This window comes from Acinetobacter sp. NBRC 110496, assembly GCF_000876115.1.
GTDB lineage: Bacteria > Pseudomonadota > Gammaproteobacteria > Pseudomonadales > Moraxellaceae > Acinetobacter.
This window is the reverse complement of the sequence record NZ_BBTF01000005.1, coordinates 51699-68802: the sequence shown is the minus strand read 5'-3', so window position 1 is coordinate 68802 and position 17104 is coordinate 51699. Positions and strand designations below refer to the sequence as shown.

At 40.6% G+C, this 17104-nt stretch carries 12 protein-coding genes; 8 read left to right on the top strand and 4 right to left on the bottom strand.

The window, feature by feature from the left end; all coding sequences use genetic code 11:
* Positions 1–59: 59 nt before the first annotated feature.
* The 3 genes from mgtA (at position 60) to Aba26S_RS04360 (ending at position 5523) form a co-directional block, all read left to right on the top strand.
* The gene (mgtA, locus tag Aba26S_RS04370; protein ID WP_043970172.1) at positions 60–2816 is read left to right on the top strand and encodes a magnesium-translocating P-type ATPase; all 2757 of its coding nucleotides are present in this window, start codon (positions 60–62) and stop codon (positions 2814–2816) included.
* A gap of 15 nt (positions 2817–2831) precedes the next feature.
* Entirely contained in the window at positions 2832–3551 is a 720-nt protein-coding gene (locus Aba26S_RS04365; RefSeq protein WP_005240823.1) for an MgtC/SapB family protein, read from the top strand.
* Positions 3552–3690: 139 nt separating this feature from the next.
* Positions 3691–5523, top strand: coding sequence for a monovalent cation:proton antiporter-2 (CPA2) family protein (locus tag Aba26S_RS04360; RefSeq protein WP_043970170.1), 1833 nt, complete (start codon positions 3691–3693; stop codon positions 5521–5523).
* A gap of 315 nt (positions 5524–5838) precedes the next feature.
* On the opposite strand, the gene Aba26S_RS04355 is transcribed toward Aba26S_RS04360, so the two are convergent.
* The 4 genes from Aba26S_RS04355 to Aba26S_RS04340 all read right to left on the bottom strand — a co-directional run bounded on the left by Aba26S_RS04355 (position 5839) and on the right by Aba26S_RS04340 (position 9834).
* Positions 5839–7011 (bottom strand): benzoate/H(+) symporter BenE family transporter, encoded by a 1173-nt coding sequence (locus tag Aba26S_RS04355; protein ID WP_043970169.1) that lies wholly within the window; start codon positions 7009–7011, stop codon positions 5839–5841.
* A 107-nt stretch (positions 7012–7118) separates the two neighbouring features.
* On the bottom strand, positions 7119–7769 hold the full coding sequence (leuE, locus tag Aba26S_RS04350; RefSeq protein ID WP_005240829.1) for a leucine efflux protein LeuE: 651 nt from the start codon (positions 7767–7769) through the stop codon (positions 7119–7121).
* Positions 7770–7841: 72 nt separating this feature from the next.
* Positions 7842–8831 carry a transaldolase gene (tal, locus tag Aba26S_RS04345; protein ID WP_043970167.1) on the bottom strand — a complete coding sequence of 330 codons (990 nt, stop codon included), beginning with the start codon at positions 8829–8831 and terminating at the stop codon, positions 7842–7844.
* Positions 8832–8940: 109 nt separating this feature from the next.
* A complete protein-coding gene (locus Aba26S_RS04340) occupies positions 8941–9834 on the bottom strand; it encodes a LysR family transcriptional regulator (RefSeq protein WP_005240837.1) in 894 nt (297 codons plus the stop codon).
* Between the two features lie 87 nt (positions 9835–9921).
* Between Aba26S_RS04340 and aceI the strand changes: the two genes are divergently transcribed.
* From aceI to Aba26S_RS04315, 5 genes are all read left to right on the top strand, one after another.
* Positions 9922–10350 carry a chlorhexidine efflux PACE transporter AceI gene (gene aceI / locus Aba26S_RS04335; RefSeq protein WP_005240838.1) on the top strand — a complete coding sequence of 143 codons (429 nt, stop codon included), beginning with the start codon at positions 9922–9924 and terminating at the stop codon, positions 10348–10350.
* 186 nt (positions 10351–10536) lie between these two features.
* Complete coding sequence (locus Aba26S_RS04330) at positions 10537–10932, top strand: tautomerase family protein (protein WP_005240839.1); 396 nt, start codon at positions 10537–10539, stop codon at positions 10930–10932.
* A 168-nt stretch (positions 10933–11100) separates the two neighbouring features.
* The gene (mfd, locus tag Aba26S_RS04325) at positions 11101–14559 is read left to right on the top strand and encodes a transcription-repair coupling factor (protein WP_043970165.1); all 3459 of its coding nucleotides are present in this window, start codon (positions 11101–11103) and stop codon (positions 14557–14559) included.
* A gap of 197 nt (positions 14560–14756) precedes the next feature.
* Entirely contained in the window at positions 14757–15191 is a 435-nt protein-coding gene (locus tag Aba26S_RS04320) for an HIT domain-containing protein (RefSeq protein WP_005240841.1), read from the top strand.
* Positions 15192–15243: 52 nt separating this feature from the next.
* Positions 15244–16680 (top strand): adenylate/guanylate cyclase domain-containing protein, encoded by a 1437-nt coding sequence (locus Aba26S_RS04315; protein WP_005240842.1) that lies wholly within the window; start codon positions 15244–15246, stop codon positions 16678–16680.
* The last annotated feature ends 424 nt before the right edge of the window (positions 16681–17104 follow it).

Below are 17104 nucleotides of genomic sequence, written 5' to 3'. Positions count from 1 at the left end.
GACTTTATTGATGAAAATAAGGTCAAGGCCTTTGCATGCCTAAAAAAGAGGATTTCAATATGAAACTCTGGCAACGACTTTTTACTGCATTTCTTAAAAGATTCCACCTCATGCGCTTTTTTGGGCGGAGTCAATCATTTAAAGAATTACATCAATCAAGCTATGCACAAGAAATTGGTAAAACATTATCTGCTCGTTTAGTGGATGCTGCACAGCTTGATTCAGCACAGTTATTACAACAATTAAATAGTTCAAATTCGGGGTTAACTGAGCAACAGGCAAACGCACAACAGAAACTTGTTGGGTTAAATGAAATTGCACATGAAAAGCCATTAACCTGGTGGCAACATCTTTGGTATTGCTATCGCAATCCATTCAATATTTTATTGAGCTTGTTAGCTTTGGTTGCCTTTCTGACAGATGACCTAACCGGTGCCAGTATTATTAGTGTAATGGTGATACTTTCAACCTTATTACGCTATTGGCAAGAGTCAAAGTCTAATCAGGCAGCAGATGCATTAAAAGCCATGGTCAGTAACACAGCAACGGTGTTACGTCATCAGGTCAGCTATGATGATCTGACATTGATGCAACAACGTTATGGAATTGATGTAAAAAATCAAAAAAATACTCAATTTGAAATGCCGATTCAGTATTTGGTTCCAGGTGATGTCATCTTGCTTTCAGCGGGAGATATGATCCCTGCAGACTGTCGCATTTTAACAGCCAAAGATTTGTTTGTGTCGCAAGCTGCAATGACGGGCGAATCGATGCCTGTAGAAAAATTTGCATTGCAAAAAAATATGCAGGAGCAAAGTGCGCTTGAGTTGGAAAATATCGTATTTATGGGGACCAATGTGGTGTCTGGCTCAGCCCAAGCTGTTGTAGTCAGTACTGGTATTCAAACTTATTTCGGTGCTTTGGCACATCGTGTGACGGCGACAGATCGGGGGACCACATCGTTTCAGATGGGGGTCAATAAAGTAAGTTGGTTACTGATTCGCTTTATGTTGGTGATGGCACCGATTGTGTTATTTATTAATGGTTTCACCAAAGGCGACTGGACAGAGGCATTTCTATTTGCACTTTCAGTTGCGGTCGGCTTAACACCTGAAATGCTACCGATGATTGTGACTTCAACCTTAGCCAAGGGCGCAGTCTTCCTCTCTAAAAAGAAAGTAATTGTCAAACGGCTGGATGCAATTCAAAATTTTGGTGCGATGGATGTACTCTGCACAGATAAAACGGGAACGTTGACACAAGATAAAATCTTTTTATCTCAGCATGTGGATGTACATGGACAAACTTCACATTATGTTTTAATGCAGGCTTTCTTAAACAGTTATTATCAAACCGGATTAAAAAATCTGCTTGATGTGGCAGTGCTGGAAGCGGTTGGCCAAGATATTAAAACGCAAAAGTTACACTATAAAAAAGTAGATGAAGTGCCATTTGACTTTGATCGTCGTCGGATGTCTGTGGTCGTGAAGACACCCGAAGATCGTGTCAGAATGATTACCAAGGGTGCGGTAGAAGAAATGCTGAAAGTTTGCCGTTATGTTGAGGTTAACGGAAAAATTGAAGCATTGACCCAGCAACGGCAAGTAGCGATTGAAGCGTTAACTCAGCGTTATAACAAGGACGGTTTGCGTGTTGTGGCGGTTGCATATCGCGAGTTTTCAAATGCACAGGAAAACTTTTCGGTCGTCGATGAAAGCGATCTTATTTTAATTGGTTATGTTGCTTTTCTTGATCCGCCAAAAGAGTCAGCAATGGCGGCAGTAAAAAGCCTACATGCACACGGTGTAACGGTGAAAGTACTGACAGGTGATAATGAATTTGTCACTCAAAAAGTATGCCGTGAAATTGGGATCGATTTTAAGCAGGTTTTATTGGGTAGTGTGATTGAAACCCTGACCGACCAACAGCTTCAAAGAGCGGTAGAGCAGTACCATATTTTTGCAAAACTCAGTCCCGTGCATAAAGAACGAATTGTCGAGCAACTTAAAGCCAATGGGCATGTGGTTGGTTTCCTGGGAGATGGTATCAATGATGCAGCTGCCATTCGTGCTGCGGATATTGGTATTTCTGTTGATACAGCGGTTGATATTGCAAAAGAATCGGCAGATTTGATTTTGCTTGAAAAAAGTCTGATGGTACTTGAGCAAGGTGTGATCGAAGGACGTAGAACATTTGCCAATATGCTGAAATATATCAAAATGACGGCAAGTTCAAATTTTGGTAATGTTTTTTCGGTATTAATAGCCAGTGCTTTTATTCCATTTCTACCAATGTTGCCTATTCACTTACTGATCCAGAACCTGCTTTACGATATCTCTCAAATTGCGATTCCATTTGACCATGTCGATGAAGAGTTGATTGCTCAGCCGCAACGTTGGCAACCTGAGGAAGTGGGGCGTTTTATGATCGTTTTTGGGCCGATTAGTTCAATTTTTGACATCCTTACATTTGCATTGATGTGGTTTGTGTTCTCTGCGAATACGCCAGAACAGCAAACTTTGTTCCAATCGGGTTGGTTTGTTGTGGGATTGTTGACGCAAACATTGATTGTGCACATGATTCGTACCGCTAAAATTCCATTTATTCAAAGCCGAGCTGCAACACCATTACTGGTCATGACTGCAATCATTATGTGTATTGGTATATTCTTACCAATGGGGCCTTTAGCTAGCTATTTGAAATTGGAAGCTTTACCGCTAAGTTATTTTTTCTATCTACCTTTCATCTTGATTGCCTATATGTGTGTGACACAATGGGTCAAAACAATGTATATCCGCCGTTATGGCTGGCAATAACACAATAGGTGTATAATGCAATTAAAATTTCTACAACATATTGATTTATCTAATATCGTTGATACATTAATTAGCCTTGTTACAGCATTCGCTTTAGGTGCATTAATTGGTATAGAGCGTCAGTATCGGCAGCGGACGGCAGGGTTAAGAACCAATGTACTGGTTGCCGTTGGCGCTGCGATTTTTGTAGATATTGCAATAAATCTCACGGGGGCAGATGGAGCTGTCCGAGTGATTGCCTATGTGGTCTCAGGGATTGGCTTCTTGGGTGCCGGTGTGATTATGCGTCAAGAAGGCAATATTCATGGTTTAAATACAGCTGCTACTCTGTGGTGTTCGGCAGCTGTGGGAGCTTCTGCGGGCGCAGACCTAATCGTAGAGGCTATTATCGCCACCTTATTTATTCTGGCGGCTAATACCTTGCTGCGTCCGATCGTGCATGTGATCGATCGTCGTCCATTAGACGATGACACTGAGGTTTTGCATGTGATTTATATCATTTGTGATCGTAGCCATAGCAAAGCCGTAATGGATGAACTGAATCTCACCTTAAAACATCATAATTACCCTGCAAAAGATATTGATGTCACGCCATTTGGGGAAAAAGAAGTTGAGATTGAGGTGACACTCATTGCAACCTCAATTGATGCTGAAGAAGCTCAGCACATGATTAATCACCTTAATGCAATGCCTCAAATTCGACAGGCTTTTTGGGATAAAAATGCAATCAATTAAGCCTTTGTTTTATTCTTGAAAAAGCAGTGATTTAAAAGCTGTTAAATGAATGAGTTGAGATACATTGTCTCATAAATGATATATAAAACGTGTAATGTTTCACATAAAATGAAAGCAGCTAGATAACAATGAGAACTGTATGAGTTCAGAAGCACATTCTATTAGTTTAATTGCACCAGTGGTGCTTCTCGCGGCAGCGGTTGTTGCCGTTCCTATTTTTAAGCGCATTGGCTTAGGTTCAGTATTAGGTTATTTAATTGCGGGTCTGATTATTGGGCCGTTCGGCTTTGCATTTTTCCATGATTCTGCCTCGATTTTGCATATTGCCGAATTAGGCATTGTGATGTATTTATTTGTGATTGGTCTGGAGATGCAGCCTTCGCATTTATGGAGTTTAAGACGTGAAATCTTTGGTTTAGGGACTTTGCAGATTGTTGCTTGTTCCTTAGCTCTCACAGGTGTTGGTTTGCTATTTGGTTTTAGCTGGCAAGTTGCATTCATTGGTGCCGCAGGTTTTGTCTTGACGTCGACAGCCATTGTGATGCATTTATTGGGCGATCGAGGGGATATTGCTCAACCTCAAGGTCAAAAGATCGTTGCCATTTTATTATTCGAAGATTTATTGATTGTTCCTTTATTGGCAATTGTGGCTTTTATGGCACCCAACCATGTGGTTGAAACAACCTCAACACGTTTAGAAAGTATCGGTCTTGGACTTATTGCAATAGCGGGTTTAATTGCCGCAGGTTATTGGTTACTTAATCCATTATTCAGATTGTTGGCCGCTGCCAAGGCACGTGAAGTCATGACTGCCGCAGCACTTCTTGTGGTTTTAGGTGCCGCATTGTTGATGCAAGTAAGCGGTCTATCTATGGCAATGGGTGCATTTTTGGCAGGCGTGCTGTTGTCTGAATCGACCTTTAGACATCAAATTGAAGCTGATATTGAGCCTTTCCGTGGTTTACTACTGGGTTTGTTCTTCCTTGGCGTAGGCATGTCTTTAGATCTTTCCGTGGTTGCGCAAAACTGGCAGCTGATTCTCAGTGGCGTATTGGCGATGATGTTTGCTAAAGCCCTGATGATTTATATCGTAGCGCGAGTCACCAAAAGTTCGCATACGGAAGCACTGGATCGTGCACTGTTAATGGCACAAGGGGGCGAATTTGCCTTTGTACTCTTTGCTGCAGCGCTAAGTGCCCAAGTGATTGATAATTCGGTAAAGTCGAATCTTACTGCGATTGTGGTGTTGTCGATGGTGTTGACACCGATTTTAGGCATCATTTTCAAACGCTTCACGCAAGCCAAAGATCAAGTCAATTTGGACAATGTTCAGGTGGCCGAGGGTTTGAGTGGAAGTATTTTGATGATCGGTTTTGGTCGTTTTGGCCAAGTAACCAGTCAACTGTTATTAGCACGTGGCGTCGATGTCACTATTATTGACAATGACATTGATATGATTCAAAACGCAGAAAAGTTTGGTTTTAAAATCTATTATGGTGATGGTTGCCGTTTAGATATTTTGCATGCCTCTGGTGCTTCTTCGGCACAAGCCATTGTTGTCTGTGTGGATAGTAAAGAAACGACGAATCGGATTGTGGAGTTGGTAACACACGAATTTCCATTGGCAAAGCTGTTGGTGCGTTCGTATGACCGTGAGCATTCACTCTACTTAGTGAAACAGAAAGTCGATTATATGATCCGTGAAACCTTTGAATCAGCAATCAAGTTCGGTGGAGTGATTTTACATGAATTGGGTGTTGACGAAGACGAAGTACAACGGATTACCGATGAAATTCGAGATCGTGATGAAGAGCGTTTTGAAACTGAAATTGCAGCGGATGATGTCTATGCAGGCGTCGGCTTACAGTATACTCATACGCATCCACGACCAACGGCGCCATTAATTCGCCCTCAACAGGCTGCCCGAATCCTTAATGATGAAGAAGCGCAGAAAGATTTAGAGGAAAAGTAATCCACAATTTTCCTCTCTATTGTTGAATAAGCCTTAGGGTCTGTTGATATTTCACAGATGCTTGCGACAGAAGACATTTTTAGACGATACGAGGCATGACTTATGAGATTTAGTTATTCTAAATGAATAAGGCATAACGTAGTAGCGACAAAAAATGTCTCTGTCCCGTAGGGTTATAGCTAAAACTTCCCTAAGCTGCGTTATGAAACTTGGCAAGGGGACTACCATTACCTGCGTTTCATGCCTTGTTTATGTTGTTTTAGCTAATAACGCAAGACATGGCTGAAATGTCAACAGACCCTAGTCAACTAAGGCTTATTTTTTTGCTTTAAATCTAAAGAGCAGCAGTACCAAGATACCCAATAACAGGCCCCAAAATGCAGAGCCAATGCCCCAGAATTGAACACCAGAAGCGCTACATAAAAAAGTTAATAATGCTGCTTCACGCTCTTCTACATTTGAAAAAGCCACCGCAATGTTATGACTAATCGTTGCAAATAGCGCAATTCCTGCAAGTGCCACAATAAAAATCTGCGGAAATGACATTAATAAACTGACTAAGGTTGCTGCAAAAAGTCCCATCAAAATATAGAACAGACCACAACTGATACCTGCAATATAACGTTTGCTTGGATCAGGATGCACTTGATCATCTAAGCTCACTGCTGCACTAATTGCTGCGAGGTTGATTGAAAAGCAGCCAAAAGGCGCGAAAAAAGTATGTGCAACACCTGTCCAACCCACCAATTGATTGACATGTGGATGATAGCCATAACTTTTAATCATGGCGATGCCTGGTAAGTTTTGTGAGGTCATGTTGATCACAAACAGAGGCAACGCCAAACCCAAGATCGCAGACCACGAAAATGAAGGTTGCATCCATACAGGTTGAGTTAGAGACCATGTGATGGCTTGGAGTTGAAAATCAATAAACAGGGGACAAATGGCCGCGCCTAAAATGACGGTCAGTACAATGCTATAACGTGGGAATAAGCGTTTTGACACCAAGTAAATCACGAGCATACTTAAAATAAAGCCGAGATGACTTTCTAAGCTGCTAAAAATCTGAATACCGAACTTTAATAGAATCCCAGCAAGCATCGCGCAAGTTAAGCTTTGTGGAATATGGGCCAATAGTTTTTGAAAAATCCCTGAAAAGCCGACCACAGCAATGGCAATACCACAGATCAGGAAGGCACCAATGGCTTCATAAAGATCGTAATGTCCAGTCGATGCAATAATCAGTGCAATACCGGGTGTAGACCATGCCGTGGCAACAGGATATTTATATTTCCAGGACAAGATTAAGCCAGAGAGGCCAATGGCAAGCCCCAGAGCCCAGAACCAAGAACTGATTTGGGCGGTATTGGCACCTAAAGACTGTGCACCTTGAATAACAAGGACGGCGGAAACACTAATCCCGATTAAGAATGTAATAAAGCCAGCGAAAACTGCTGGAATGGAAAAATCCTGAAGGAGACGTTGCATCTATGCATCTATACTTGTTTAAAATTTGTTGAAAAGTATATCGTTAATGCGTATTAAATCGTAGTTCTAAAATGATTGAATAAATTGATCATTCGGTTAAATCTAGATTAAGTTAAAGTCGAGGTAGCCAATCTTAAACCGAAACCAAAGAATAAAATGCCGACCAGACAGATACCAGAAGCTGCGAGCTTATAATTATGTTTGAAAAAGCCAGCAAGTTTTATCCCTGAAAAAATGAGGGCTGTTAAATAACTGAAACTCACGATTTGTAGAATAATTGCCAAAATTAAAAAGCTGAATGCTGGGTAAGCATAACTTGGTTCAACAAACTGAACAAAGAAGGAGAGGAAGAATAGAATCGCTTTGGGGTTTAGCAAGCTAATGCTGAGTGCGGTACGATAGGGATGAACCTGATCAAGGTTCGGCAGTTCGGCCATTTCTACATGATGCGGTGGTTTATTCCACGTTTGATAAGCGCCTTGCAATAATTTAAAGCCTAAGTAAGCGAGGTAACATGCACCTGTCAATTTGAGAATAATAAATAAGATCGGGAAGGCTTTGAGTAAAGAGGCCGCGCCCAATACGGTACACAGAATTAAAATAAAATCGCCAGTAAATACACCACATGCAGCGGCATAACCAGTGCGAATGCCATAACGGGATGCTACGGACATGACATAGAGTGAATTTGGACCAGGTAATAACACAATTAAGATTGTACCAATAATATAAGTGGTTAAATCTGTTATACCGAACACAATAAACTCATTAAAAAACCGATTTTCGCTAATATAGCAAAAATCGGTTTTTATTGGTGAAAAATCGACTAATTAAGGTTGGATTTCAGCATCAATTCCAAAAGATTGACGCAGCAATAAACTTAACTGGTCACGCGCTTTGATAAAGCCATCAATGCCGCCTTGCAGTAATTGGAAAGCCATCAGATCTTGCTCAAGCTCAGCTTTAAAACTTTCTTTTGTTTGTGCAGGACGTTCGATTTTTTCTGCTTGTCGGGCAAACTCGGTGCTGAGCTGAGCTTCAACACGCTGTTGGTCTTGCTCCAACTGTGCCAATAGATTAGGGGCAATCGTGAGTAAGTCACAACCGGCTAAACCCAGTACTTGTGCCGTACTACGGAAGCTCGCACCCATGACTTGGGTTGGGATACCATGCTGTTTGTAATAGTTATAAATTTTCTTCACCGACAGTACGCCCGGATCTTTGGCAATTGGATATTGCTCAACACCTTCGGCTTTTTTATACCAATCCAAAATACGTCCCACAAAAGGCGAGATCAGTGTGACCTTGGCATCAGCACAGGCTTGAGCTTGATGTAAACCAAACAATAAAGTCAGGTTACAAGGAATTCCTTCAGCTTCTAGAACTTTGGCTGCCTGAATTCCTTCCCAAGTGGAAGCAATTTTAATCAGGATGCGCGATTGTTCGATGCCATAACCTTGATAGAGCTGAGACAACTCACGTGCTTTACTAATTGTTGCTTCAGTATTATATGACAGAGATGCATCGACTTCAGTAGAGACACGACCATCAATCAATTTTAAAATTTCGACACCAAATTTGACCGTCAAAATATCAATGGTACGTTCAATCAGTTCATCACTTTGATAGCCTTCTTGCTTTGCTTGGGTATAGGCGTCTTCAATCAGTGTTCGGCTTTCCGGTTGTTCTGCCGCTGCTGTGATGAGTGATGGATTGGTTGTTGCATCTAAAGGACGAAACTTTTCAATTGCTTCGAGATCACTACTATCAGCAACAACAGTAGTTAAATTTTTTAATTGGTGTAATGCAGTCTGAGTCATTGATATCGCATTCTTAATAAACAATATTATTGGTAACTTCTGTTATAACACAATCTGCATGAAAGCAAAGCCCCGCTTTTGTTGGTTGTATTGTTCATCTGAGTAAGTCTCAGGATTCATTCTGCTGACGTTGTAAGCGAATATGATCAATCAAATATTTTGCAGCCAGACCCAATTCGCTTTCACGGCTCCACACCAGATCGACATAATATTCAAATTTTGGTGTGAAATCATACATCTCCAAAATCTTAAGTTTCTTTTTAAGTTCTGGGTTTTCATTAAACATCTGTAAAGGCAGAACACCCCAACCTAAGTTACGAATAATCATCATACAGGCCGAATGGTGATTATCCGTACGCCAATAGTCTTTTGAATAGAGTAACTCTGGCTTGATGCTGTAATCACGACTTGCTACGACAATCTGACGTGTTTGTACAATTTGCTCAAAAGACACATGAGTGAGTTGCGCTAAAGAGTGATTTTTAGCAATGACAGGGACAAGCGCCTCTCTTTTTAGTTCCACGAATTGTTCGCGGCTATCCAGTTGCTCACGTTCGAACATCAGGGCCAGCTGTGCCGATTGATCCAGCAACATTTGTAAAGCATCTTCTTGAGGAGCAGAGAAGATATTAAGGGCAAGACTCGGAAAGCGCTGTTCAAGCAGGGTAATGTAGTCGGTCCAATTGGTATAAAGCAGTTCAGATACCACTACAATATTCAGGGTTGACTCCAGGCCTGTACTCAGTGCGTGGGCATGCTGCTTCCATTGATTCATCTCAATCAATAATTGCTGGGTTTTCTCATAAAGTACGATTGCCTCGGCGGTTGGTATAGGCTCACGTCCAGATCTTTCAAATAGATTAAGATTGAGATCAATTTCCAAATTGGCAATCGACATACTTACCGCTGAAGGAACCTTGCCTAATTTACGTGCTGCGGCTGAGAAAGAGCCGGTTTCAATAACGGCTTGAAACATGATGAGTTGTTCTTGATTAATATTCATCTGTCAAAAAAACTGAAAGAACCTGATTGGATTAATCAAAATTATAAAAATAAAATAGCGACTATCCAAACAAAAGAGTGTTATTAAATGTTGATTTCCAAAAGAAGACTCATTCATGCAATTAGCTATGAAGTGATTTTATTGGTCATCATCGCAATTGCGTTAAGTTTTATTTTTAGTATGCCGCTTGAAGTGACAGGTGTTCTTGGCACGATCATGGCTGTCATTTCCGTGTTCTGGAATATGATCTTTAATCATTACTTTGAAAAAGTAGAACATAAATATCAGTGGAAAAGAACGATTCCTGTGCGTATTCTTCATGCGATAGGTTTTGAAGGCGGTTTAATGTTGGCAACAATTCCAATCATCGCTTATATGATGAAGATGAGTTTTCTTGAAGCTCTGATCCTGGATTTTGGGTTGACGATGTGTATTTTGGTTTATACATTCATTTTCCAGTGGTGTTATGACCTTATTGAAGGCCGTTTCTTCCCAAATGCAAAATTCGCATCTTAAATAATGATGAATGATGAGAAAAAGCATTTTTTGGAATTTTCTGAAGAATGCTTTTTTATTGTCTTGGCAAAAATGACTCGATTACAGTATTGATAAAGTCAGGACAATAAAGTTTATTTAATATCGTGATTGAAAATAGTAAAAATAAATAGATATCACCATGTAACATCGTAGGAGAATAACAATATGCCTAGTGTACTTATTGAGGTCAGGCAACAATATGCTGTAGATGTAGAACTTGAGATTATGGAAGCCGTTCATTCAGCACTCAGAGATGCGTTTAAAATCATGCACGGTGATCGAAATGTCCGTTTAATTGTTCATGAAGCACATCGGTTTCAATGTCCGCCAGAAAAGGCCAAACCCGAATGCTATACCTTGATCAGTATTGATGCATTTCTTGGGCGCTCTTTAGATGCAAAGCGAAAGCTGTATAAAATGATTGTGCATAATCTTGAGCCGATTGGCATACCTAAAGACCATGTGAAAATTATGCTTCGTGAACTGCCCTCGGAGAACTTCGGTGTTCGTGGGGGACAAGCGGCTTGTGATGTTAATTTAGGTTTTAAAATTGATGTATAGATTGATGTTATCCAGCAGAAGGCTCTATATGAGCTTTCTTTGCTAAATTAAATAACAAGAATAGCCTAAGTAAAATTAAATTGTTTGAATAAGGGGAATTTGCTCTTCAACTAAAAAACATCATGCTAAAATAGGGTACTTATCTTTTTAGATTGCATGATTTTCTCTATGTTTCAACAAGAAATCTCTCAATTAAACTTACAACAATTTAAAGCGGGCGAAAAACGCTGGATTGGTTCATTAATGGGCTCATCCGCAGCATTATTATTCAAAGAAATTGCTTCACAAAGTTCAAATCTATATGTCATTGTCGCAAGGAATAATCAACATCTTGCTCAGCTCGAGAGCGAACTCGAATTTTATGGTATCAAGCCGATAATTTTCCCAGATTGGGAAATCTTGCCTTATGACCGTTTATCTCCACATCAAGATATTGTTTCTGAGCGCTTGGCAATTTTATCAAATATGCCACAAAAAGGGATTTTACTGGTTTCAGCCAGTACTTTAGCGCAACGCGTTGCGCCTTATTCGTGGGTCGTGGGCGAACACTTTGATATTAAAGTAGGACAGAAACTTGACCTTGAAGCGCAAAAGAAGCAATTGGTTCAAGCAGGCTATCGCTTAGTTGACACAGTTTATGATCACGGTGAATTTGCAGTTCGCGGTAGTATCATGGATATTTTTGCATCTGGACAAGATCAACCGATTCGAATCGATTTATTTGATGATGAAATTGAAAGCCTAAAATTCTTTGACCCAGAAACACAAAGAACCACAGAATCCTTAAAAAACTTTACTGTTTTACCTGCAAAAGAATTTCCACTCAAAGAAGGGCGTTCTACCTTTAGAGATCGTTATGCAGAAAGCTTCCCAACTGCAAATCCAAAGAAAAATCCGATTTATCAGGATGTATTAGAGGGAATTGCAACGCCAGGTTTAGAGTTTTACTTGCCATTATTCTTTGAGAAGAAGGTGATGGAAGCACAAAGTATGTTGACGACATACTTACCTAATAATTGCGTTGTCATTACAAATAGTGAAATTGAAGATGATTTAATGAACTTCTGGAAAGAAGTAATGCGTCGTTATGAAGATCGACGACATAACATTGATCAACCGATTCTACCGCCAGAAGAATTATTTTTAATGCCCAACCATGTTTTACAGGCATTAAATCAATTTCCTCGAATTTTGGCTTCAGCAGAAGTTTTTGAGACCAAAGCCGGCGTACTCAATATCGCCGCTGAACAACCGCCTAAACTGGCAGTTGATCCGAAAAAAGAACAACCTTTTGAAGCAGTAAAACATTACATTGATCAAGCCAAGCATCCTGTTTTATTGGTGGCTGAGAGTGCGGGTCGTCGTGAAACTTTGAAAGATGCCCTGCGTAGTGTGTTAGGTGAAATCCAGAACGTAGATAGTTTTGCCCAATTCCAAAGAGACAAGTTACAGGTTGCAATTACCAGTGCACCTCTGGATCGAGGTCTGTTACTCAGTCATCAATTATCGGTCATTTCTGAAAATCAGCTTTATGAACATCGTGTGGTGCAGCGTCGCCGTAAGCGTCAGCAAGAAGTATCTGAAGAGTTTTTAATCCGTAGTTTAACCGAGCTGAGTATTGGTGCACCTGTGGTGCATATTGATCATGGTGTTGGACGCTACGCAGGTTTAATTACTTTAGAAATCGACGAGCAGGATCATGAGTTCTTGCAGCTTGACTATGCCGATGGTGCAAAAGTTTATGTACCAGTAACCAATTTGCATCTGATCAGTCGCTACAGTGGCGGTGATCCAGATCTGGCACCATTGCATAAATTAGGCACAGATACGTGGAGTAAGGCAAAGCGTAAAGCTTTAGAGCAAATTCATGATGTGGCTGCCGAGTTATTACATATTCAGGCACGACGTCAATCAAAACCAGGTTTTGCTTTTGAACTGGATCATACAGGGTATATGCAATTCGCCAGTGGATTTGCTTATGAGGAAACGCTTGATCAGGCCAATGCCATTGAAGCGACCCTACATGATATGCAACTTGCCAAGCCAATGGACCGCTTGGTGTGTGGTGATGTGGGCTTTGGTAAAACAGAAGTGGCGATGCGAGCGGCTTTTGTTGCGGCGCAAAATAATAAACAAGTTGCAGTATTAGTCCCAACGACACTGTTAGCCCAGCAACATTATGAATCTTTTAAAGATCGTTTTGCTGATACGGCAGTACGCATTGAAGTATTGTCTCGTTTTGGCAGCAATAAGACTCATTTGAAAACCATTGAAGACTTAGCCGAAGGCAAAGTTGATATCGTGGTGGGAACCCATAAGATTCTGCAAGAAAATATACAGTTTAAAAATTTGGGTTTGATGATTGTTGATGAAGAACATCGTTTTGGGGTTCGAGACAAAGAGCGTATTAAGGCACTACGTGCTGATGTAGATATGCTGACTTTAACTGCAACACCAATTCCACGGACCTTAAATATGGCATTTTCGGGGATGCGTGATCTTTCGATTATCGCAACACCACCAGCACGTCGATTAGCGGTCAAAACCTTTGTACAAGAACATACTGATGATTCTGTTAAGGAAGCGATTCTGCGTGAGTTATTACGTGGTGGTCAGGTGTACTTATTGCATAACGAAGTCGATAGTATTGAACGTGCTGCCGAAACTATTCGCAATTTAGTTCCCGAAGCACGCGTGGCTGTGGCACATGGTCAAATGCGAGAACGTGAACTTGAGCAGGTGATGCAGCAGTTCTATCACAAAGAATATAACGTGCTAGTCTGTTCGACCATCATTGAAACAGGTATTGATGTACCCAATGCCAATACCATCATCATCGAGCGTGCAGATAAACTGGGGCTGGCGCAACTGCATCAATTGCGTGGTCGTGTTGGACGTTCGCATCATCAAGCCTATGCTTATCTATTGGTTCCATCGATCAAGCACCTCAAAGGAGATGCCGAAAAACGATTAGATGCCATTCAACGCGCTTCAACTCTGGGGGCTGGTTTTATGCTGGCGACGGAAGATTTGGAGATTCGAGGTGCGGGTGAGTTATTGGGTGAACAACAAAGCGGTTCAATGCAGGCAATTGGTTATAGCCTGTATATGGAAATGCTTGAAAAAGCGACCAAAGCAATTCAAAAGGGTAAGACCCCAAACTTTGATGCACCACTTTCGTTAACTGCTGAAATTAATCTGCATATGCCTGCCTTGATCCCAGATGATTATCTCGGTGACGTGCATCAGCGTCTGTTGTTCTACAAGCGTATCAGTAATACCGATAGTCAGGAGAAGCTTGATAATATCCGTATGGAGTTGATCGACCGTTTTGGTATTCCGCCACAACCCGTGAAGCAATTGTTTAGTGTCCATCAACTGCGTTTGCGTGCAGAGCAGTTGGGGATTACTAAGATTGATATCAATAGTAATGGCGGTTATATCGAGTTTGCTCCTGATACACCTGTGCAGGCAATTAGCATTATTCAGTTGATGCAAAAAAATCCAACCTACTATCGAATGGAAGGCGGACAACGCTTAAAAGTCATGGTGCAATTGGCCGAGTATGATAAGCGAATTCAGTTCATTGTTGAGCTATTGAATAAGTTATTGAGTGAGTTAAATTGAGGTTTTTAAGCACATAATGTGGTGATTAAATGAGCATGTACTTTTTTTTAGTAGATGTGATCATGTTTTGATCCGATGTTCATGCAATAAATGAGGAAAATCATTGTTATTTGTAAGCAAACGGGTTACTAATAATATTCACATCAAAACTGATGTGATAGTATTGATCATCATTATTCTGCATCATTTATAAAGATATGTTTAGTTTGCATCCACAACTTGCTCAAGATACATTTTTTGTAGGCGACTTTCCGCTTTCAACATGTCGTTTAATGAATGATATGCAATTTCCTTGGTTAATCCTGATTCCACGTGTTCCAGGTGTAACAGAATTATATGAATTAAGCCAAGCAGACCAAGAACAGTTTTTACGTGAGTCAAGTTGGTTATCAAGCCAGCTGTCACGTGTGTTCCGCGCTGACAAAATGAATGTTGCAGCTTTAGGCAACGTTGTTCCGCAGCTTCATTTTCATCATGTGGTGCGTTATCAAAATGATGTTGCATGGCCGAAACCTGTATGGGGAATGCCAGCTGTGCCATACAGCAATGATGTGCTTGCGCATATGCGTCAAACATTGATGTTGGCATTGCGTGGACAGGGTGATATGCCATTTGATTGGCGTATGGACTGATCCAGAAAAATAGAAGAAATACAGTATTCTATAATAACAAAAGGAGGATAGGGTGCCACTAGATAGGTTGATTGATAAAGAACCTAGACAGTTCGCTTATTTTCATCGTTTGATGGGATATTCGATTCTGTCGCTGATCTTGGTAATTTATACATTTACCTCAACCAGTGCTAGCTATCAACTCTATCTCCTTCCTCTGTTACTTGTCTATTTTTTGCTTTGTCCCCGTTTAGAAAAATGGTTGCAATATAAATTTGATAAAAAAATAGAAAAAAATGTTCTTTTTGCCAATGAGGCAGTTGTTGTAGCGCTTGTACTAGCTGCTATCCATTTAAGTTTAGTTCCTACTTTTACTATTTTATTTGGATTGCTTTACGTCGGCTTGAATAACAGAATTTCTCTACCTGTTGCATGTTTAATCGGCCTGATTGGCGTTATTATTTTCTATTTTAGTACCTTCGTAATTTTTGGCGCAGAGCAATATTTTGAGCCAACGAATCCTGAATTGACCGTGGTCAGTCTGCTTGGATTAATGATGTTTATTGTGATTGGTAATTATTACCAACACCGTCGTTTAAATATCCTCGGGCAGCAACGTCAGCATTATCATAATCAGATGACACGCTATATTGCATTTGCAAATCAGTTGAGTCGTTATGCGCCACTGCAATTGTGGCAATCGATTATGCGTGGTGAAGCAGAAGCAAAAATTGAATACAAACGCAAAAAATTAACAGTTTTTTTCTCCGATATTCAGGGTTTTACCGAACTTTCAGAAACTTTGATTCCTGATGATTTGGCTTTCTTGCTCAATGATTATTTGAGTCATATGACTGAAATTGCCAAGCAGTACGAAGCGACCGTCGATAAGTTTATGGGCGATGCGATTCTTATTTTCTTCGGCGATCCAAACTCGCAAGGCGTTGAGCAAGATGCCAAGTCTTGTGTGGAAATGGCAATTGCGATGCGTCAACAAATGAAGCTGCTGCGTGAACGTTGGAAGAAAATGGGCTATCCCGCTTTACATATTCGTATGGGCATCAGTACAGGTTATTGTCACGTAGGCAATTATGGTGCTTCACATCGTATGGCCTATACCATTGTCGGTCGCGATGTAAACTTGGCAGCACGCTTGCAATCTGCAGCTGAAGTCGATGAAATTTTAATTGCTGATGACACTCATCAATTGATTAAAAATGAGTTTTTGTGTGTGCCGAAAGTGCCTATTTATTTAAAAGGCATTCAAGGCCCGGTTAAAACATGGCAAGTGATGGAGAAATTCACAGGCAAGAAATCAGATACGCAAAAATGGTTTGATTTCGATTATAAAGGCTTCCATTTGGTTCTGAATCTGGAAGAGGTACAGAACTACGAATATCCTGAACTGGTAGAAATCCTGGAAAATATGGTTCAGAGGATCAAGACCCAGCAAAAAATTACCAATGCACAGGGTATTCCTAAACTGACTTTAGATGATGAAGTTAGATAATAATTAGCATTCTATTTCACGTTCATTGTGAATGTGCATGAATTTCATATAAATGATCAAATTCACTAGCTAATGAGGTTAGTCGTGGCTTTGAGTTGTTTTGTCAGAGTGGTTTGTACATATTAAATGGTATGATTCAAAGTAGTATTCATGACACGTTCGACTCAGTATTCTGGATTTTCAATCTCATAAATAATCGCAAAAATGGTCAGTTTAGCTACGGCTGACAAATATTCCAAAGCAGCGTAATTTTTAAATTGCCATTGAATGACTAACTACCAAATATTGGGGCAGGAATAGACTCTTCTGTTGGGTGGTGAGATAGAGTAGAACGCAATGGGTGAGGCGATTAAACTCAATACCATGCAAGAAACTTTAATCACAGGGGCTTGTGGCGATGTGGCTTGATCGGGGAGCTCGGTGT

Bases quoted from the DNA above. Each gene is read 5' to 3' on its own strand.
- Aba26S_RS04355 (WP_043970169.1), bottom strand. From the start codon at position 7,011: ATGCAACGTCTCCTTCAGGATTTTTCCATTCCAGCAGTTTTCGCTGGC.
- Aba26S_RS04365 (WP_005240823.1), top strand. From the start codon at position 2,832: ATGCAATTAAAATTTCTACAACATATTGATTTATCTAATATCGTTGAT.
- tal (WP_043970167.1), bottom strand. From the start codon at position 8,831: ATGACTCAGACTGCATTACACCAATTAAAAAATTTAACTACTGTTGTT.
- mfd (WP_043970165.1), top strand. From the start codon at position 11,101: ATGTTTCAACAAGAAATCTCTCAATTAAACTTACAACAATTTAAAGCG.
- Aba26S_RS04340 (WP_005240837.1), bottom strand. From the start codon at position 9,834: ATGAATATTAATCAAGAACAACTCATCATGTTTCAAGCCGTTATTGAA.
- Aba26S_RS04360 (WP_043970170.1), top strand. From the start codon at position 3,691: ATGAGTTCAGAAGCACATTCTATTAGTTTAATTGCACCAGTGGTGCTT.
- mgtA (WP_043970172.1), top strand. From the start codon at position 60: ATGAAACTCTGGCAACGACTTTTTACTGCATTTCTTAAAAGATTCCAC.
- aceI (WP_005240838.1), top strand. From the start codon at position 9,922: ATGTTGATTTCCAAAAGAAGACTCATTCATGCAATTAGCTATGAAGTG.
- Aba26S_RS04320 (WP_005240841.1), top strand. From the start codon at position 14,757: ATGTTTAGTTTGCATCCACAACTTGCTCAAGATACATTTTTTGTAGGC.
- Aba26S_RS04330 (WP_005240839.1), top strand. From the start codon at position 10,537: ATGCCTAGTGTACTTATTGAGGTCAGGCAACAATATGCTGTAGATGTA.